We start from the raw sequence: 19,081 nt of genomic DNA on the forward strand, positions 1-19,081 counted from the left end.
GGTGGGGACCTTTCGGTTGCGGCATGTTTTACATCGTTGTACAGTATAGTGTATTACATCGTTGTACATCCGACACGCAGCGATGCGGAACAAGGCGCACGGCAGCGCCCCGGAAGGGAGAACACATCCATGACAGCATCCACCACGCTTCGCCGGCTGACGGCGGCGCTGGCCGCCGCGGCACTGGCGGTCGCGGCATTCGCCGGCTGCACCGGCGCCCCGTCGTCCTCCGAACAGCCTGACGGCGACGCCCAGACCTCGCAGATCCAACGCGTCTCCTCGCACGACCCCTCCATCGTCAAGGACGGCGACACCTACTACATCTTCGGATCCCACCGCGCCTGGGCCAAGAGCACCGACCTGGTCAACTGGAAGACCTTCGAGAACAACCTGAGCACGGATTACGAGACGATCCTCGGCGACATCTGGGAGGAGTGGTCCAAGCAGTCCACGAACCCGGACGTGGAGGGCAACATGTGGGCGCCGGACGTGTTCTGGAACGAGACGATGGGCAAGTGGTGCATGTACCTGTCCGTCAACGGCGACAACTACCGCTCCGTGATCGTGCTGCTGACCGCCGACGACATCGAGGGCGACTGGACCTACGTGGGCCCGGTCGTCTACTCCGGATTCACCAAGGTCAACGTGAACCGCACCGACGTGGAGCAGGTGCTGGGCGAGGACGCGGACCTGACTCGCTACCAGTCGCAGAGCGACACCGGCATCAACGCCATCGACCCGACCGTCAAAACCGACGAGGACGGCACGATGTGGATGGTGTACGGCTCCTGGTTCGGCGGCGTCTGGATGTTCAAGCTCGACCCGACCACCGGCCTGCGCGACTACACCGCCACCTACGAGACCGTCGAGAACCAGTCCGACGCCTACTACGGCATCAAGGTGGCCGGCGGCTTCGGCAACTCCGGCGAAGGCGCGTATCTGGCCCACGCCAACGGCCACTGGTACCTGTTCCTGTCCTACGGCCACCTCCAGCAGACCGGCGGCTACCAGGTCCGCGTCTTCCGCTCCGACTCAATCACCGGCCCCTACGTGGACCAGGCCGGCAACACGGCCATCGCCACCCGCGCCGAAGGCAACAACTGGCAGGGAGACACCGGCATCCGCCTGATGAGCTCGATCCAGTGGAGCGGCAACGACAACGCCGACATCGAGGTCTCCCAGGGCCACAACTCGGTGCTGGTGGACGACGACGGCACCGCGTACATCGTGTACCACACCCGCTTCTCCGACCGCGGCGAGGTCCATGAGGTGCGCGTGCGCGAGCTCATGCCCACCGCCGACGGCTGGCTGGTGGCCGCGCCGTACGAATACACCGGCACCAAGGCCGACACCGCCGGCTACGACGTCGCCGACCTGGCCGGCGACTACGAGCTGGTGACCCACGAGAAGAGCACCTACTTCAAGGGCCCGAAGAAGGTCACCGACAAGGACAGCACCGACTACCGCGGCGTCAACAAGCCGGTGGACATCACGCTCAACGAAGACGGCACCGTCTCCGGCGACCAGACCGGCACCTGGGAGGCGTCCGAGGGCTCCAACCAGATGACGATCACGCTCGGCGACGTGACCTACACCGGCGACTTCGCCAAGCTGCCGCGCGACCTGGACGGCAAGGAGGTCATGACCTTCAGCGCCCTGGGCGGCAACCTGTGCATCTGGGGCTCGCAGCAGTAAAGGAACATCCATGACCATTCCCCAATACCCCCTGCCCCCCGGCCGCGCGGCCATCCACGATCCGGCGATTGTGGAGGACCGCGGCACGTACTACATCTTCGGCACCCACCGCCGTTGCGCCCGCAGCACCGACCTGGTGCACTGGGAGCGGTTCGAGAACAACCTGAGCCGCAACCCCGAATCCGTGCTCGGCGGCATCTGGGAGGCGTGGCCCAAACAGCCGGAGAACCCGGACCTCAACGGCAACACCTGGGCGCCGGATGTGATCTGGAACCCCGTGATGGGCAAATGGTGCATGTACCTGTCCGTCAACGGCCACGACTTCCGGTCGGTGATCGTGCTGCTGACCGCGGACCGGCTCGATGGCGACTGGACGTACGTGGGTCCGGTCGTCTACTCGGGGTTCGACCGCGCGAACGTGGAGAACACCGACGTGCCGCGCGTGCTCGGGGACGACTCGGCCCGCGACCTGCCCGACCGCTACCTCTCGCTCAAGGACACGCGCATCAACGCCATCGACGCCGCGCCGATCATGTGCGAGCACGGCGAGATGTGGATGAGCGTCGGCTCCTGGTTCGGCGGCATCTGGATGTTCAGGCTGGACCCGACCACCGGCCTGCGCGACTACACCGCCGCGTACCCGTATGTCAAGGATGCCTGCGACCCGTACTACGGCGTGAAGGTGGCCGGCGGCTACTGGAACTCCGGCGAAGGCTCGTACTTCGTGCGCAAGAACGGCTGGTGGTACCTGTTCCTCTCCTACGGCTGGCTGGGCACGACCGGCGGCTACCAGATCCGCATCTTCCGCTCGAAGCATCTGACCGGCCCGTACGTGGACCAGAACGGCAACCCGGCGATCTGCGCCGGCGAGATCCCCGACAACCTGACGAAGGACACCGGCGTGCGGCTGACCTCGTCAGTGCTGTGGAGCGGCGGCCCCGACCGGATCGGGTCGGTCGAGGTCTCGCAGGGGCACAACTCGGTGCTGCACCGCCGTAGCGACGGACGGCTGTTCCTGACCTACCACACGCGGTTCATCGAACGCGAGGGCGAGGATTACGAGACGCACATCCGCGAGCTGCTACCGACCGAGGACGGCTGGCTGGTCGCCGCGCCGTACGAGTACCAAGGGCAGGTGGCCACGCCGCCGACGCATCCAACCGGTCGCCCCGACACCTGCTCGTCGGACGACGCGCCCGGCCCTTGGACGGCGAAGGCCGCGCATCCGTCATGGCTGTCCGGCGACTACGAGCTGGTCCGGCACGACCCGCACACGTTCTACAACGGCGAGCGCGATGCCGACGGCGAGTTCGTCGGCATCAACCGGCCGGAGACGATCACGCTGCAGCCGGACGGCCGGGTGACCAGCGGCGGTGCGGTCTCGTTCTTCGATACCCCGGAGGCGAACCTGCCACGGTCGACCGACGGCCCGGCCGTGCGCGGCACCTGGCGGATGCTGGGCGACTGCGGTCCCGCCGGCGTGCGCTGCTGCGACACGGACATGGCGATCACGCTCGACGGCGTGACCTACACCGGCGTGTTCGCGGAACTCCCCCGCGAGACCGACGGCCGCATGACGCTGACCTTCTCCGCGATCGGCGGCAACCGGACCATCTGGGGCGCACGTCTGACGTGACGACGCCCTTCAACGCCTGATGCGGATGCCTTCTTCTCGTCAAAGGCATCCGCATCGTTCTATCACGAGCGCAAGCGGACGGCGGCGGCCATGCCGCCGTCGCCGTATGTGGGAGAGGCCATGAAGGCGCGAGAATCCGGCTGGCTCTCCAGCAACGCGGGATGTTCACGGACCGTACGTTCCCACAGGTTGAGCCGGGCGATCGACGTGGCCTCGATGCCCAGGAGCGCATCCGTGAGATGAGCGGCGTATGCGGCATGGTGCTTGTCGATGAGATAGCGCATCGTTTCCAGACGCGTGGTCATGCTGGTGATGTTCGGGGTTGCCGGCGCGGTGCGGTATTCAATCAACGGCTCGGGGGCGATGGCGATGCGAGGCTCCTGCCCGGTCGCGGTTGTGTCCGCCGCCGTTGCCGCGGCTGCGAGCAACGACAGGCAGAAGTCCCAGTCCTCGAATCCGCAGCGCATCGACTCGTCGTAGCCGCCGCATGTTTCCCAGACGGTTCGCCGGAACGTGAACGTCGCCGGGCAGGCGTTGCGCGGCAGGAAGTCGGCGATCGTGCCGCCGGTCGGTTTAACGACCGCGTCCAGCACGCCGAAGGTCCGCAGCCAGCCGGATGCGGCGACGGCGGACGCGTCGCCGTCCAACAGACCGACCGTCGTCTCCAGGAACGTCGGCAGCAGCCTGTCGTCGCCGTCCAGCACGGTCACGCAGTCGGTCCGCGCCGCTCGGATGCCGACGTTGCGCGCGGCGGACGGTCCGGCGTTCCCCTGCCGGACGACGGTGATGTCGTCCGCTTGTTCCAGTTCGTCCAGCACTTGTACGGATGCCGGATCCGTCGACCCGTCGTCCACCACGATGATCGCGTCCGGACGCAGCTTCTGCCGCCGGACCGAATCGACGGCCTCGCGAATCATCTCGTTCTGGTTGTAGCTGGTGATGACCACACTGACATTGCCCATGCCCACCATTATCCCCCGCATTTGTTCCCGATTATGCCCGTCGTCGTTCCGGTTTTCAGGCATGGCGAGCAGATGAACGCGGCGTTCTGCTTTTGGTTGCGGATCCGCAACCAAAAGCAGAACGCAAAACACACGACAAACTCGGCCGACAGGCAACAACACCACCCCCAGTGCACCCGAGTTCGCAACGCACAGTCGAGAAACCGGAACATACGAGGACTCTCGATGCATCATTGCATCCGACGATTCCGGCAAGCTTACCACTTAACTTACCACTTACTTACCACATCTGGTAAGTAAGTGGTAAGTTAAGTGGTAAGTTGAAACACCAAGAGGCAACGAACACGGAGCAGACAACATGGGCACCGAGGATCTTGAACAACTCATCGCACATATGAGACAGATCGGCAACGACACCCAAACGTGTGAAGTCAAGGAAGCGTCGTCCAAACTTCCGGAGTCCGTCGTCGAGACCTTGTCCGCATTCTCCAACGGCACCGGCGGTACACTGATTCTGGGCTTGTCGGAGAAGAACGGCTTTACGCCGGTCAGCAACTTCAACGCCACCGCCATGCAGGAATCGCTGGCTGCGGCCTGCGCCAAGATGACGCCTCCGGTTCGGCCCATCACCGAAATCCTGCCCTTCGAGGGCATCAATCTCCTGGTTGCCGAGATACCGGCCATGTCCAAGAAAGACAAACCCTGCTACGTGACCACACGCGGGCGGTATCAAGGCTCATACATCCGCACGGGAGACGGCGACCGCAAACTCACCCAGTATGAAATCGACCGCCTTATCGAGGAACACACCCAGCCGACCTATGACGACGAAATCGTTACAGGCGCCACGCTCGACGACCTCGACAGGGATCTGGTATCCGCGTTCATCGCGCGGCAACGCGCATTGCACCCACGGGTGTTCGCGTCGAGGGACGATGAAACCATCCTTACCAGCATGCACGTTGTGCACCGCGACGGCGACATGCTCCGCCCTACTCTCGGCGGACTGATGTCGCTGGGCATATTCCCCCAACAATTCTTCCCACGCCTGAACGTGACCTTCACCGTGTTCCCCGGCACCACCAAGGCGGAAACCACGTCCGACGGCAGACGATTCCTCGACGCACAGACCTTGGTGGGCCCCATCCCCCTCATGATTGACGATGCCGCGAATGCAGTGGTCAAGAACATGCGCACCGGTGCCATCATCGACGGAGCATTCCGCAAAGATGTGCCCGATTATCCGGATAAAGCGGTCAGAGAGGCCATAGCCAACGCTCTTATGCACCGCGACTACTCCCCCGATGCACGCGGTTCGCAGGTGCAGGTGAATATGTATCTCGACCGTCTGGAAATCCTCAATCCGGGAGGACTGTTCGGCAATGTGACCATAGAGACTCTGGGGCATGCCGGCATTTCCGCCTCGCGCAACCAGTTTCTCTCCAACATATTGGAGACCACCCCGTACCCCGGGGGCGGATACGTGGTAGAGAACCGCGGAACAGGCTATCAAGTGATCGAAGAGGAGCTGCAGGAAGCCCTCATGCCGCCGCCCGAGCCGTTGAATACGCTGACGTATTTTTCGTTGACGTTCGCCAAACGTCGCGTCAGCGAAAGCGAACGCCGAGTCATCGCCTCGGACGATGTCGAAACGGCCATCATCGCATTGCTGCACGAGCAAAGCTCGGCAAGCACCCGCGAGCTCGTGGAGCTTTCAGGACTCTCACGGTCGGCCATTGTCAATCATCTCAATCGCCTTATCAAGGCCGACGTCATCGAGCCGACACACATCGCGCGAAGCCCCAAACAACGCTACCGACTCAAGCGATAGCCCGTTGCATGTGGCAACTTACCACTTGACTTACCACTTACTTACCAGATGTGGTAAGTAAGTGGTAAGTATGTGCGAAGCCGGCATTGGCGGATCATCACGATCGCGCCTGTTACCGTTCCCCGGTTTTCAGACAGGGACATAACGAAGGGTCCCGCAGCCATTGGAGCTGCGGGACCCTTCAGGAGTCTTGGCGCGCCGCCGTTGACGGCGGCACGTACGGAACCGCTCAGCGCATCGAACGGTTGATGGCGGAGATGATGGCCTTCAGCGAGCTGGTGATAATCGAGGAATCGATGCCGACGCCCCAAATCACCGTGGTGTCCGCCTCGTCACCGATTTCACACTCCACATAGGAGGCGGCCATGGCGTCGGTGCTGGCGGTCATCGTATGCTCCACGTAGTCCATCACCGACACGTTGATGTCGATGGCGGCGATCGCGTTGATGAACGCGGCGATCGGGCCGTTGCCCACGCCCATCAGCTCGCGCTCGACCGGCTCATCCACGCCCACGTTCACGCCGCGGTCGAGCAGCCTGGCCTTGAGCACGGTGTCGGAGCCATCCTCACCGGAGGAGACCTGCACCTTGAGCAGCTTCAGGCGGCCCCACTGTTCAAGCGTCTCGTCATGGCTGTCGCCCACGATCGCGCCGGCGGCCGTGGCACCCGTCTCCTCGACCGGCAGGTACTCGTCCTTGAACAGACGCCAGATGTCCGCGTCCTTGACTTCCTTCTTGGTCTCGTCCGCATACTTCTGCACGATCTTGTCGAACTCCACCTGCAGACGCTTGGGCAGGTCGAGGTTGTGGTTCGTCTTGAGCAGGTAGGCCATGCCGCCCTTGCCGGACTGGGAGTTCACGCGGATGATCGCCTCATAGCTGCCGCCGACGTCCTTCGGGTCGATCGGCAGGTACGGCACGAGCCACACGAAGTTCTCCAGGTTGGCGCCGGCCATGTCGGCCGCCATCTGACGGGCCTCCAGGCCCTTCTTGATCGCATCCTGGTGCGAACCGGAGAACGCGGTGAACACGAAGCTGCCCGCGTACGGGTGACGCTCGGAGATCTTGATCTGGTTGCAGTACTCGACCGTCTTGCGGATCTCCGGCACGTTCGAATAGTCGATCTGCGGGTCGATGCCCTGGGTCAGCATGTTCAGACCCAGCGTGACCAGATCCACGTTGCCGGTGCGCTCGCCGTTGCCGAGCAGGCAGCCCTCGATGCGGTCCGCGCCTGCCAGAATGCCCAGCTCGGCGGCCGCCACGGCCATGCCCTCATCGTTGTGCGGGTGCAGCGAAAGCACCACCGAATCGCGGTCCTGCAGATGGTTCGAGACGTACTCGACCTCATCGGCGAACACGTTCGGCGTGGTCATCTCCACCGTGGCCGGCAGGTTGATGATCATCTTGTGCTCGGGCGTCGGCTTGATCACGTCGATCACCGCGTTGCACACCTCGACCGCATAGTCCGGTTCGGTGCCGGTGAACGATTCGGGGCTGTACTCGTAGTACAGCTCGGTCTCGCCGGCCTCGCCCTCCAGCTCCTTGCACAGCTCGGCCGCGTCGGTAGCGAGCTTCTTGATGCCTTCCTTGTCCTTGCGGAACACCACCTCGCGCTGCAGCACGGACACCGAGTTGTAGAAGTGCACCACCGCGCGCTTGGCGCCGCGCAGGCATTCGTAGGTCTTGCGGATCAGGTGCTCGCGCGCCTGGGTGAGCACCACGATCGTCACGTCGTCGGGGATGAGCTCACGCTCGATGAGCAGTCGGATGAAGTCGTAATCGGTTTCGGAGGCCGAGGGGAAGCCCACCTCGATCTCCTTGAAGCCCATCGAGATCAGCATGTTCCAGAAGCGCAGCTTACGCTCCGAATCCATCGGGTTGACCAGCGCCTGATTGCCGTCGCGCAGATCCACCGAGCACCAGCGCGGCGCGCGCTGCAGACGCTTGCCCGGCCACGTGCGCTCCGGATAGTCGAACGGCACCTGCTTGTCATACGCCACGTACTTGTTGTACGGCATCTTGCTCGGCTTCTGGGGTTCGCCGATGAAACGCGCCGGAGGCAGCAGCGGGTCGTTGTTCCCTCCGTTGGATGCGGCGGCCACCGCCGCAAGATCGAATACCGATGATTGATCCTGACCCATCTCTCCTCCTTTGCTTGGTAGCGCCGCCGACATGGCGGACCGTTGCATGGGTAAGCCACGTGCATGCACGCTTATGCCTCATACTAGCGTCTCACGCCATTGCCGCACCCACGCGTTTCGTACCACGAACGCGGGGAGCACCTGCCGTTAGAGTGGAGATGAGGCCATCATGGAGACGGTACGGCGGCCTGTCGTTCCGATTGCAGCGTGGCCGCGAACATGGAACACGGGATTGGGGACATCATGTTCTGTACGCAGTGTGGCGCACGCCACGATGATGACGACCAGTTCTGCACGCAATGCGGCGCGCCGATCACTCCGCCGACGGCGGCGACAGATATGCCGGAATCGGGTACGCGGACAGCCGCGACGCAGGACAATACGATACAGACGTCCGCCTCGACTCCGATTTCGCAAGACGCTGCGGCGGTGCGGCCCGTCGCAACCGCCGCAGCACCCGCGCGACGCCGGTGGCTGCCATGGATCATCGCCCTCGTCGCCGCACTGACCGCGATTGCGCTCTGCGTCGCATTCCTGACGTACCGGGCCGAGATGTGGGGCGGCAGATCGCTGCCCGACACGGCCACCATCGCCGCGGAAGCCAGCGTCGGCGGCGACTCCGCGTATCAGGACAGTCTCACCGGAGAACAGGTCAAACGCGTGCTCGCCGCCAGAGGGTTCCGCCCCGAACTGATCCGCGAATTCTCAGCCAAGACGCGCGGACTGTTCCTCGGGTACGCCGATCACCATGCCGGGCAACGGCTGCATTCCGGCGCCACGGTGGGCGTGCGGGTATCGGGCGGCCCCGGGGTTCCGGAAGGCACCGTCGGCCAACAGGTCGCCGACGTCATCGACACTCTGGAATCGATGCACGTGCCGGTGCAGTACAAGCAGGTTGTGGTGTCCGATACCACCCGGTATCCCGCCGGACAGGTTGTAGCAACCGATCCGGCCGACGGTCAGGCCGTGCCCGACGACCAGATGGCACAGGGTATCACCGTCGGCGTGGCCGCGGAAGGCAGCGGCGTCCCCTTCGATATCGTCGGGGAGGACGCGCAACAGGCCAGCGACCGGCTCACGTCTCAGGGGTATCAGGTCACGCTGGAGCCCCGGTTCTCATCGCGCACGTACATCGGTAAAATCTCCGGCAGCTCACCCGGCCCCGGCAGCGCGCTCGATTCTGGTCAGGCGGTCACCTTGTATTACGGCGTGGATGCCTCAGCCGACCGCGACATGCTCACCGTCAACGACCACGGATTCCGGACCGCCACTGGCGATCTGAGTGTGCTCGCCGGCCGGTACTGCAAGGCGTCAGCGGATGGCGGAGAAGGGGGCTGCGTCACGCTTGAGGCGACTTCGTCCCAGTATTCCGCCGGCGAGGACACTGCCATCCGCATCGCCGGGCACGACGAGCCGATGACACTGTACAACTTCAGCCAAGATATCTCAGGCATGGTGGTCGAACCGGATGCCAACCATCTGTTCGATGCGGACGATCTGCCGATGCGCAACCATCTGCTGCTCAAAGACTGGGGGATGTTCGAGGTCTACGCGGGCATGGGCATCATGCGCTGCGGTACGCAGCCGATCAGTTACGGTCCCGGTGAATACTGCGACAACGGGATTCTGCGAACCTATGACCCAGCCGGCGATTGGTACCCGACCGAAAACACTGGACTGACCTACGATATGCAGGATTTCCTCGTGTATTTCCCCGTCGGCTCCGATATCAACGAGTTGGAGGCAAGCGGCTACTTTGACGCCGAGGCACTGGCGGTCGCCCGACAGCAGGATGCGGTGGACACCGACCGACCGTTCATCCTGTTACGCGACCCCAGCCAGTACGAGCAGACCTCGGTATCGACCGACACCGCACCCCATGGCGATCCGTTCGTTCCCGGAAATGATCATGGCGTCAACCCGCTGGTCCCGATGAAACCGGCCGTCAGCAACGACACCGTCTACTATCTGGTGGAGCAGTCGGAGCCGGATTGGAACACACTGCCCGACCTTAACGTCGAAAGCGACGACAGCACGGACAACAACGGCAAGTCTGGAAACAAAGCCAATACGGCAGCCAGCGGCGCTATCTTCAACGACATCGCCGGCAGCTACGGATTCGCGTCCGGATCCGGCGGGTGGACCACGACATTGCAGGTCAACCGTGACGGCACCTTCTCCGGCTACTACAGCGACACCGACCTCGGCGATGTCTCCGACGAGCATCCCAACGGCATCCGCACCGAGTCCACATTCCAAGGCGTGTTCTCCAAAGCGAAGGCCAACGACGACGGAACCTACACGCTGCAATGCGATGCCGACAAACTGAACATCGAAGGCAACATTGGTGACAGTCGCATCGAGGACGGCACGCTGGTCACCATCTCCGAACCCTACGGCATCGCACCGTGCACGACGTTCACCGTGTACCCGCAAGGATATGATTCGTCGCGCATCGACGAGGACGTGCTCAGCTGGAGCACAGCATGGTATTTCGATGGCATTCCGGACAAGTTGGACACGCCGATTATTGTCAACAACTCCCACAAGGAATCGTTCTATGGTGAATCCTGACCGCATCCTATGCAGTGGACCGCGACACACGCATACGCGCGGCCACGCCGCTACAGTGGAACCATGACGCTGCGATTCAACGAGGACGGCACGTTCCGCGTGCTGCAGATGGCCGACATCCAGGACAAGCCCGAGGTCAACCGGGACACCATCCGTCTTATCGAGGCCGCAATCCGTGAGACCAAACCGGATCTGGTGGTGCTCACCGGCGATCAGATCCGCGGCTACGATCCGGCATACATCGACACGTTCCTGCGCCGACGCGGCGAGAAGCCGGGTGCACGGGTGCGGCTCATCACCGAAATCGAGGCCCGCATCTACGGCGTCAAGCGCAGGTACCCCGAGGCGGCCGAACTAGCCGAACGGATGGCCGACCGTCTGGAGGACCGCGGCCATACCGCGCCGGCGGTGCTCACCGGCGATGAGCCGCCGAGCATCGACGAGCTCATGGCCGAATCGGCCGGCAAGGTCCGCCGAACCATCCAGGCGTTCCTGCAGCCGGTTGTGGATGCGGGGGTTCCCTTTGCCGTGACCTACGGCAACCACGACTTCCAATGCGGCATCCTGCCCGATGAACAGGATGATATGTATCGCGAACTCCCCGGCTGCATGAACCCGGTTGCACCCTCGGCGCGACCAACGGCGGATGCAGTGGACACGGCGGATGGCCTGAGCCGAGATGGAATGGCAAGCCAAACCCCGGACAAGCCGGGCACACCGTCCCCGGCCGAATCGTTGGGATTCGAGCCGGGCACGTTCGCGCTGCCGATCGAATCCGCGAACGGCTCGGGGCGCATCGCGATGGCGGTGATGATGGTCAACTCCGGCGATTACGCGGGCAAGCCCGAGGAGAACGACGCCGAGTATCCGGCGTATATCGCCAACTCGCGAGGACTGGACCTCGCCGATTCCGACGGCTACGGCACCCCCTCCCCCGAAGCGATCGCCTGGCTGGGCGGCGTGCAGCATGAACTCGGCGCGCGCAACGGCGACGGCCAACCGGTGCCGGCGATCGCGTTCCAGCACATTCCCCCGCAGGAGTTCTACGACTGCCTGACCGAGGTGCCGGCGTGGACCCCGAATGCCGTGGAGGGTGCACGCACGCACGCCGGCCACTGCTACGTGCTCAACGATGCGGTCTGCCGTCCCGGATCCAGGCTCGGCGAAGCGATCGGCTGCGCGGACGAGAACGTCGGGCAGGTTGAGGCGATGCGTCAGGCGGGCGGCTATTTCGCGCTGTTCTGCGGGCACGACCACAAGAACGCCTTCGTCGGACATGTGCACGGCATGGACCTGGGGTATGCGCCGACCTGCGGATTCGAATGCTATGGCCCGAAGTCGCGGCTGCGCGGGGTGCGACTATTCGAGTTCCATGAATCCGATCCGGCCGCCTATGAGACGCGGATGCTGACCTGGGGCGATCTGATCGGCAGATATTCCCGCAACGAGTTGCGTGTGTTCGTTGAGGATCACTGCATAACCGACGCCATCGGCTTGCGCAACGAGCTGCGCCGTCCGTCGGTGCTGGCCACGCTGGCGGGGCTTGGCGCCGCCGCGTTGGTCGGCGTCGCTGCGATGATTACCCGCCTGTTCAAACGCTGATCACGGGAAGAGGCTCACGCCTCGGCGGGCCATGCAGTACGCGTTGCCCAGCCAGGTGTGACGGGAGTTGGGCCAGACCGCGCCCAGACGCGGGGCGTTCTGGCTCATCCAGATGCTGGGCACGCGGCCGTCGGCGCTGCGCGACCCCAGCAGGTTGAAGCCATTCTTCTCCAACAGCCATTCCGGATGTTGGGTGGCGATGGCGAGCCCCTCCTCCAGGGTGAGCGGTAGTCGCTCGTCGGAGTCGATGAGTTTGCGCGCCACGTCGGGTTCGCGGTTGATGTAGCAGGTGCCGGTGTGTGGTTCGACCACCAGGTAGAACGGCCCCTCGGGTGGGGTGAACCCGTCTTGCGGCAGGAAGCTGGCGATGTCGCGCGGGGGCATGGTGGTGAATCCGGCCATGCGGTTGATGCTGGTCCGGGCGATCAGCGATTCCGGGGAGACCAGCTCGCGTGTGGGGATCAGAAGGATGTCGCTACCCAGATCGCTGTGTTCCAGCGCGGCGATCAGCGGCTGCGCGAGCGCGCGGAACGCGTCCTCGCTCATGTCGGCCACGTCCGCATATCCCAACGCCACAATACGGTCGAGCTGCCTCGACGCCTCTTCCGATGCCTTCGACATGCCTCCAGTATTCCACATGCCCGCTCCCACGGCCAGCATGTGGAAAAGGGCGAAAACGAAGTTCCCGCCGTCTCCTACAATGAGGGCACGTCATCCCCACGATTCCAGAGGTGAGATATGTCCGAAAAACTCAAGGTCGGCATCATCGGCGCGACCGGTATGGTCGGCCAGCGTTTTGCGACGCTGCTTGACAATCATCCGTGGTTCGAGGTGACCACGCTCGCCGCATCCGCCCATTCCGCAGGCAAGACCTACGAGCAGGCCGTGGGCGGCCGGTGGAAGATGGAGACGCCGATGCCGGCGGCCGTCAAGGACATGATCGTGCGGGACGCCGAGGATGTGGAATCGGTGGCCGCCGACGTGGATTTCGTATTCTCCGCCGTGAACATGCCGAAGGACGAGATCCGCGCGCTGGAGGAGCGGTACGCCAAGACCGAAACCCCGGTGGTCTCCAACAATTCCGCGCACCGCTGGACACCGGATGTGCCGATGGTGGTGCCGGAGATCAATCCGGAGCATTACGAGGTCATCAAGTACCAGAAGGCCCGTCTGGGCACCACGCGCGGGTTCATCGCCGTCAAGCCCAACTGCTCCATCCAGGCGTATACGCCGGCGTTGGCGGCCTGGCGCGAGTTCGAGCCGCGCGAGGTGGTGGTGAGCACGTATCAGGCCATCTCCGGCGCGGGCAAGACCTTTGCCGATTGGCCCGAGATGGAGGGCAACATCATCCCGTTCATCTCCGGCGAGGAGGAGAAAAGCGAGCGCGAGCCGCTGCGGGTCTTCGGCCATGTGGACGAGTCCAGGGGGCAGATCGTGCCGTTCGACGGGCCGCTGCGCATCACCTCGCAGTGCATCCGCGTACCCGTGCTCAACGGCCACACCGCCACGGTGTTCATCAACTTCGGCAAGAAGCCGTCCAAGGACGAGCTGATCGACCGTCTGGTCAACTACACGTCCGAGGCGTCACGTCTGGGGCTGCCGCATGCGCCCAAGCAGTTCATCCAGTATCTGACCGAGGACGACCGTCCGCAGGTCCGCCTTGACGTGGACTATGAGGGCGGCATGGGCGTGTCCATCGGCCGTCTGCGTGAGGATACGCTGTTCGACTTCAAGTTCGTGGGTCTGGCCCATAACACGTTGCGCGGCGCTGCGGGCGGCGCGTTGGAGAGCGCCGAGATGCTCAAGGCGCTGGGCTATATCTCCGCCAAGTAGGTCGGTATGCTGAGGCGGGAGGCAGTGGCTGCCTCCCGCCGTTCTGTTTCGGGGAAACCGACCGGTTCAGCGACCGGTGCCGCCGTAGACCACGGCCTCCACCTGATCGGCGTCCAGTCCATAGGCAGTGTGCAGGGCGCGCACCGCGTCGTCGAGCTCCGGCAGCGGCACCAGGGCGGCGATGCGGATCTCGGAGGTAGAGATCATCAGCACGTTGATGCCATGGTCGCTCAGCGCGTTGAAGAACTTGGCCGCCACGCCCGAATGTGTCTTCATGCCCACGCCGACCACGGCCACCTTGCCGACGTTGTTGTTGATCTCGAACGCCTGATAGCCCAGTTCGTCCTGCTTGACCTCCAGCACCTCCTGCACGCTGCGCACCGTGGTCTCCGGCACGGTGAAGGAGATGTCGGCGGTGCCGGTGGAGGCGCCGGCCTGCACGATCATGTCCACGTTCACGCCGGCCTCCGCCAGCTGGGTGAACACCTTGGCCGCCATGCCCGGCTCGTTCGGCACGCCGCGCAGCGTGGCCAGCGACTCGGTGCGGTCGTGCGCCACGCCGGAGATGACCGGGGCCTCCGGGCCCAGGTCGGGGAACAGATCGCCCATGGACTTGTTGTCATTCTCGTTCATTGGTCCGCCTTATCCGATGATGGGTTGTTGTCAGTCGATGTTGGGAAGCGTGCGGGGGTCCACGCCGTCCGGCACCACCAATGTGCCGGGCCGGTGGGAGAAGGAGCTGCGCACATGCAGCGGCATCATGAACCGCTGCGCGTATTCCACGCAGCGCAGGGCCAGCACCTTGGACCCGCAGGACGCCATCTCGGTGATCGAGTCGTAGTCGATGACGGGGATGCGGCGGGCCGTCGGCACGATGCGCGGATCGGCGGTGAAGATGCCGTCCACGTCGGTGTAGATCTCGCAGATGTCGGCGCCCAACGCCACGGCCAGCGCCACGGCGGAGGTGTCGGAGCCGCCGCGACCGAGCGTGGTGGCGTCGCCGCCCTCGTTGACGCCCTGGAAGCCGGCCACGATCGCCACGCTGCCCTTGTCCAGGGCGCGCTGCACGCGGTCGGGCTTGACGGCCTTGATGTGGGCGGCGCCGAACTGGGCGTCGGTCATGAATCCGGCCTGCGACCCGGTGAACGAATAGGCGTGGGAGCCGGCCGCATGGATGGCCATGGCCAGCAGGCTCATCGAGATGCGCTCGCCCGCGGTCATCAGCATGTCCATCTCGCGCGACGGCGGGTTGGAGTCGATGCTGAGCGCCTGGTCGATCAGATCGTCGGTGGTGTCGCCCATGGCGGAGACCACCACGGCCACGTCATGACCGGCGTTCTTCGTTTCGATGATGCGCCGCGCGACGCGCTTGATCGAATCCGTGTCGGCCACCGAGGAGCCGCCGTACTTCTGCACGATAAGAGCCACAGTTGGTCCAATCCTCTTCTTCCAATACCGCCCACGATTCTACGCAAGCGCCACGATTATATGGACGTCGCGACGGCGCGGACCGCACCAAGACCACGATGCGGGCCGCGAGCGCCCGTATACCGGGCAGTACCGGGATGCCCGGCAATCCATGGATGACGGTCATCGGACAACACACGGCGGCCGCGGTGCGGGCTCACGCCTCCCGGCGACCCTCCAATGCGCGGCCCAGCGTGATCTCGTCGGCGTATTCCAGATCGCCGCCGACCGGCAGGCCGCTGGCCAATCGCGTGACGGTGATGCCGGACGGACGCAGCAGCGCGGACAGGAACCGCGTGGTGGCATCGCCCTCGATATTCGGGTTGAGCGCCAGGATGACCTCGTGCACGCCGCCGTCTTCCTTCAGCCGTTCCAGCAGTTTGGGGATGTTCAACGATTCCGGCCCCACGCCGGCCATCGGGTTGATCGCGCCGCCCAGCACGTGGTACAGGCCGCGGAACGTGTGCGTGCGCTCGATGCTCATGACGTCCTTGACCTCCTCGACCACGCAGATCACACCGCGGTCGCGCCGCGGATCCGCGCAGATCGGGCAGGGGCTCGATTCGCAGACGTTGCCGCACACCTCGCAGAACCGCACCTTGGTCTTGACCTCGTCGATCGCGTCGATCAGGTTCTGCGATTCCTCGTCGGAGGCCGACAGCAGGTAGAAGGCGATGCGCTGCGCGCCCTTCGGCCCGATGCCGGGCAGTTTGGCGAACGCGTCGATCAGACGCTGGATCGCGCCGTCATACACCAGTGCCATCGTCGCACTCCTCTCCGTTCCCGTCCGTGGGGACCACCGCGTCGATTCAGTTCGACCCGTGCTTGGACGGCTGGGCGTTCTTCGGGTTCTTCGGGTCGTCCGCGGCGAATTCCTCGACCTTCTTGACCTCGAAGATCTTCGAGAGCTCCTCGACGCTCAGCGCGGCGGCCGTGCCCAGCGATTCGTCGCTCAGCGAGTATTCGTCCTCGTCCGGATCGACCTGGGGTCCGGATGGTTCGCCGGGGCCGGCGGTCTCGGCCGCGTGCGCATCGAATCCGCCTGCGGCCGGAACAGCCGACCACGGATCGTCCGCGGTGGCATCCGAGGCCGCGCCCGCAAGGAAATGCCGCTCATGGCCCGCAGCCGGCTGCGACGCCTGCCGTGGGGCCGGTGACGTCTGCGATACGCCCCCGTCCAGCACGGCCTCCGATGCCTGCGGCGCCGGCAGCGGATGCGCCCAGGGATCGTCGTCATCGCTCAGGTCGGGAACCGCGACATGCTTACGCGGGGACGACATCGGTGGTACGGGCGTGATCGGCGTCATCCAGGGGTCATCATCGTCCGGCGACTCCGCGTTGAAGACGGGCGACGATGCGACCGGGTGCGACGGGGTTCCTCGGTGCCCGGGTTCGTCGGATTCGGAGGGCTCCTCGCCATCGTGAGCCGCGTGGCTCCCCGGTTCGGCCGCGGCGCGACCGGCGGTCATGGCCGCCGTGCTGGCCGCTGCGGCCTCGGCCTTGGCCATGAGGATCTGCGTCTTCACCTGCTTGACCTGTTCGGGGCTCAGACGCTTGATGGGCACCACGTGTTCGCCGTTCGCGGCCACGCCCGTGGGCGCGATCATCGTATGCGCGCCGAAGGTGCGGCGCACTTCATCCAACACCACATTGGCGGCCTTCTTGCCGCCGTGCTCCGCATCGGTGGCCACAGCCAGCGAGAACGCGTGCTGGCTCAGCGCGCTGTCGAAGGTCATCGACAGCCGCCCCTTGCCGGAGGCGTCCACGGCGTAGGAGACGGTCGGCACCTTGCCGTGATCCACGTACTCGCGAATCTCCCCGGGCAGCGCCGCCAGCACGGCCTCCCACTTCTGCTCCGGCGTGCGCGCGTCGGGTTGCCGCGGTTGTTCCGCAGCGGGTTGCGCGGCCGGCTGCGAAGTGCCGGCCGGTCCCTGGTGCCCGGCCACGGCATCGGACGACGCGCCCGCGACGGGACGCTGCGCCGCCGTGGCGGCACCCTCCTGCGGGGACGCCGTGGATGCGCTCGGGACACTCGCCGGCTGAGGCTTCCGATTGCGCGCGGCACCGACGAACCCGACGTGGGGCGCGGGCTGGGACGCCGTCTGACCGGCGGCCTCCGCGGAACCGGATGATTGCGGGGCGGCGGACGCGGCCGGCACGAATCCCTGCTCACGGCCGGCCAGCAGTCGCGCGGCCAGCAGCTCAAGCCGCATGCGCGGCGAGGTGGCGCCGGACATCGACCCCAACGTCGTGTTGATCATCTCGGCCATCGCCGTCAGCTCCGGCAGACTCAGCGCGGCGGCCTGACGATGCAGACCATCCATATCCGAGGCGGCGTCGTCGCCCAGCACGTGTTCGGCGCGTTCACCACCCAACGTGAGCACCAGCAGATCGCGGACGCGAGCCAGCAGATCCTCCACGAACCGGCGTGGATCGAACCCGCCGATCACCACCTTCTGCACCACGCCGTACAATGCCTCGCCGTCCTTGGCGATCACCGCGTCGACGGCTTCGCCGATCAGCTCCTCCGGCGTGAACCCCAGCAGCGCCACGGCCGAATCATAGGGGATCGCACCGTCCACGGCGCCGACCATCAGCTGGTCGAGCACCGACAGCGTGTCACGCATGGAACCGCCGCCCGCACGCATGGCGAGCTTGAGCACGCCAGGCTCGGGCCTGATGCCCTCCTGCTCGCAGATGCGTTCCAGGTACGGCCCCATGACCTCCTGCGGCACCAGCCGGAACGGATAATGATGGGTGCGCGACCGGATGGTGCCGATGACCTTCTCCGGTTCGGTGGTGGCGAAGATGAACATCACATGCTCGGGCGGCTCCTCCACGATCTTCAGCAAGGCGTTGAAGCCCTGCGGCGTGACCATATGCGCCTCGTCGAGGATGAAGATCTTGTACCGGTCGCGCGCGGGGGCGAAGCCGGCGCGTTCGCGCAGTTCACGGGCATCGTCCACACCGTTGTGGCTGGCCGCGTCGATCTCCACCACGTCGATCGACCCCGGGCCGCCGGTGGCCAGGTCCTTGCAGCTTTCGCATTCGCCGCACGGATGCGACGTGGGGCCCTGCGCGCAGTTCACGCAACGCGCCAGGATGCGGGCGGAGCTAGTCTTGCCGCAGCCGCGCGGCCCGGAGAACAGATAGGCGTGGGTGAGCTTGCCCTGGTCGAGGGCGCGCATCAGCGGCACCGTGACCTGGTCCTGGCCGATCACGCCGTCGAAGGTGTCCGGACGATACCGCCGATACAGTGCGAGTGCCATGGCCGCCTGCCTTTCACATCCCCGTGCCGCCGTTGTCGATTCTTGTAGTGTGTTCACATTACCCCACCGATG

At 64.9% G+C, this 19,081-nt stretch carries 13 protein-coding genes and 1 pseudogene; 7 read left to right on the forward strand and 7 right to left on the reverse strand.

All coding sequences use genetic code 11. The features are described from left to right. The first annotated feature begins 129 nt into the window (after nucleotides 1-129). Together BIGA_RS07010 and BIGA_RS07015 are read left to right on the forward strand one after the other, a co-directional pair. Nucleotides 130-1,695 (forward strand): glycoside hydrolase family 43 protein, encoded by a 1,566-nt coding sequence (locus BIGA_RS07010; RefSeq protein ID WP_033507889.1) that lies wholly within the window; start codon nucleotides 130-132, stop codon nucleotides 1,693-1,695. Nucleotides 1,696-1,705: 10 nt separating this feature from the next. Continuing rightward, complete coding sequence (locus tag BIGA_RS07015) at nucleotides 1,706-3,331, forward strand: glycoside hydrolase family 43 protein (protein ID WP_051917153.1); 1,626 nt, start codon at nucleotides 1,706-1,708, stop codon at nucleotides 3,329-3,331. A 62-nt stretch (nucleotides 3,332-3,393) separates the two neighbouring features. On the opposite strand, the gene BIGA_RS07020 is transcribed toward BIGA_RS07015, so the two are convergent. Next, nucleotides 3,394-4,293 carry a glycosyltransferase family 2 protein gene (locus BIGA_RS07020; protein ID WP_033507954.1) on the reverse strand — a complete coding sequence of 300 codons (900 nt, stop codon included), beginning with the start codon at nucleotides 4,291-4,293 and terminating at the stop codon, nucleotides 3,394-3,396. A gap of 358 nt (nucleotides 4,294-4,651) precedes the next feature. Here BIGA_RS07020 and BIGA_RS07025 point away from each other — a divergent pair, with 358 nt between their 5' ends. Next, complete coding sequence (locus tag BIGA_RS07025) at nucleotides 4,652-6,124, forward strand: ATP-binding protein (protein ID WP_033507953.1); 1,473 nt, start codon at nucleotides 4,652-4,654, stop codon at nucleotides 6,122-6,124. Between the two features lie 229 nt (nucleotides 6,125-6,353). Here the strand turns inward: BIGA_RS07025 and leuA are convergent, their stop codons facing one another. After that, nucleotides 6,354-8,264: a 2-isopropylmalate synthase gene (gene leuA, locus BIGA_RS07030; protein ID WP_033507091.1), complete on the reverse strand. Its 1,911-nt coding sequence runs from the start codon at nucleotides 8,262-8,264 to the stop codon at nucleotides 6,354-6,356. A 243-nt stretch (nucleotides 8,265-8,507) separates the two neighbouring features. Between leuA and BIGA_RS10165 the strand changes: the two are divergent. From BIGA_RS10165 to BIGA_RS07040, 3 genes and pseudogenes are all read left to right on the forward strand, one after another. Beyond that, a pseudogene (locus tag BIGA_RS10165) lies at nucleotides 8,508-8,573 on the forward strand (zinc-ribbon domain-containing protein); the annotation flags it as partial. Nucleotides 8,574-8,693: 120 nt separating this feature from the next. Continuing rightward, nucleotides 8,694-10,838: a PASTA domain-containing protein gene (locus tag BIGA_RS07035; protein ID WP_237744075.1), complete on the forward strand. Its 2,145-nt coding sequence runs from the start codon at nucleotides 8,694-8,696 to the stop codon at nucleotides 10,836-10,838. Between the two features lie 63 nt (nucleotides 10,839-10,901). Beyond that, nucleotides 10,902-12,440, forward strand: a complete 1,539-nt coding sequence (locus BIGA_RS07040; RefSeq protein ID WP_033507087.1) for a metallophosphoesterase family protein — start codon at nucleotides 10,902-10,904, stop codon at nucleotides 12,438-12,440. Here the strand turns inward: BIGA_RS07040 and BIGA_RS07045 are convergent, their stop codons facing one another. Beyond that, on the reverse strand, nucleotides 12,441-13,061 hold the full coding sequence (locus tag BIGA_RS07045) for a DUF5701 family protein (protein ID WP_033507085.1): 621 nt from the start codon (nucleotides 13,059-13,061) through the stop codon (nucleotides 12,441-12,443). It lies immediately after the preceding gene. Nucleotides 13,062-13,178: 117 nt separating this feature from the next. Between BIGA_RS07045 and asd the strand changes: the two genes are divergently transcribed. Then, complete coding sequence (gene asd / locus BIGA_RS07050; RefSeq protein ID WP_033507083.1) at nucleotides 13,179-14,273, forward strand: aspartate-semialdehyde dehydrogenase; 1,095 nt, start codon at nucleotides 13,179-13,181, stop codon at nucleotides 14,271-14,273. 66 nt (nucleotides 14,274-14,339) lie between these two features. On the opposite strand, the gene BIGA_RS07055 is transcribed toward asd, so the two are convergent. The 4 genes from BIGA_RS07055 to dnaX form a co-directional block, all read right to left on the reverse strand. Beyond that, the gene (locus BIGA_RS07055; protein ID WP_033507081.1) at nucleotides 14,340-14,906 is read right to left on the reverse strand and encodes an ACT domain-containing protein; all 567 of its coding nucleotides are present in this window, start codon (nucleotides 14,904-14,906) and stop codon (nucleotides 14,340-14,342) included. Nucleotides 14,907-14,936: 30 nt separating this feature from the next. Continuing rightward, on the reverse strand, nucleotides 14,937-15,701 hold the full coding sequence (locus tag BIGA_RS07060; protein WP_033507079.1) for an aspartate kinase: 765 nt from the start codon (nucleotides 15,699-15,701) through the stop codon (nucleotides 14,937-14,939). A 196-nt stretch (nucleotides 15,702-15,897) separates the two neighbouring features. Beyond that, nucleotides 15,898-16,503, reverse strand: coding sequence for a recombination mediator RecR (gene recR / locus BIGA_RS07065; RefSeq protein WP_033507077.1), 606 nt, complete (start codon nucleotides 16,501-16,503; stop codon nucleotides 15,898-15,900). 46 nt (nucleotides 16,504-16,549) lie between these two features. Next, nucleotides 16,550-19,009 (reverse strand): DNA polymerase III subunit gamma/tau, encoded by a 2,460-nt coding sequence (dnaX, locus tag BIGA_RS07070; protein ID WP_033507076.1) that lies wholly within the window; start codon nucleotides 19,007-19,009, stop codon nucleotides 16,550-16,552. Nucleotides 19,010-19,081 lie beyond the last annotated feature (72 nt).

The sequence above is a fragment of the Bifidobacterium pullorum subsp. gallinarum genome (assembly GCF_000741215.1).
Classification (GTDB): domain Bacteria; phylum Actinomycetota; class Actinomycetes; order Actinomycetales; family Bifidobacteriaceae; genus Bifidobacterium; species Bifidobacterium pullorum_B.

What these genes read in the sequence shown, in the direction of transcription:
- BIGA_RS07010 (WP_033507889.1), top strand. Translation starts at nt 130, where the DNA reads ATGACAGCATCCACCACGCTTCGCCGGCTGACGGCGGCGCTGGCCGCC.
- BIGA_RS07015 (WP_051917153.1), top strand. Translation starts at nt 1,706, where the DNA reads ATGACCATTCCCCAATACCCCCTGCCCCCCGGCCGCGCGGCCATCCAC.
- BIGA_RS07020 (WP_033507954.1), bottom strand. Translation starts at nt 4,293, where the DNA reads ATGGGCAATGTCAGTGTGGTCATCACCAGCTACAACCAGAACGAGATG.
- BIGA_RS07025 (WP_033507953.1), top strand. Translation starts at nt 4,652, where the DNA reads ATGGGCACCGAGGATCTTGAACAACTCATCGCACATATGAGACAGATC.
- leuA (WP_033507091.1), bottom strand. Translation starts at nt 8,264, where the DNA reads ATGGGTCAGGATCAATCATCGGTATTCGATCTTGCGGCGGTGGCCGCC.
- BIGA_RS07040 (WP_033507087.1), top strand. Translation starts at nt 10,902, where the DNA reads ATGACGCTGCGATTCAACGAGGACGGCACGTTCCGCGTGCTGCAGATG.
- BIGA_RS07045 (WP_033507085.1), bottom strand. Translation starts at nt 13,061, where the DNA reads ATGTCGAAGGCATCGGAAGAGGCGTCGAGGCAGCTCGACCGTATTGTG.
- asd (WP_033507083.1), top strand. Translation starts at nt 13,179, where the DNA reads ATGTCCGAAAAACTCAAGGTCGGCATCATCGGCGCGACCGGTATGGTC.
- BIGA_RS07055 (WP_033507081.1), bottom strand. Translation starts at nt 14,906, where the DNA reads ATGAACGAGAATGACAACAAGTCCATGGGCGATCTGTTCCCCGACCTG.
- recR (WP_033507077.1), bottom strand. Translation starts at nt 16,503, where the DNA reads ATGGCACTGGTGTATGACGGCGCGATCCAGCGTCTGATCGACGCGTTC.
- dnaX (WP_033507076.1), bottom strand. Translation starts at nt 19,009, where the DNA reads ATGGCACTCGCACTGTATCGGCGGTATCGTCCGGACACCTTCGACGGC.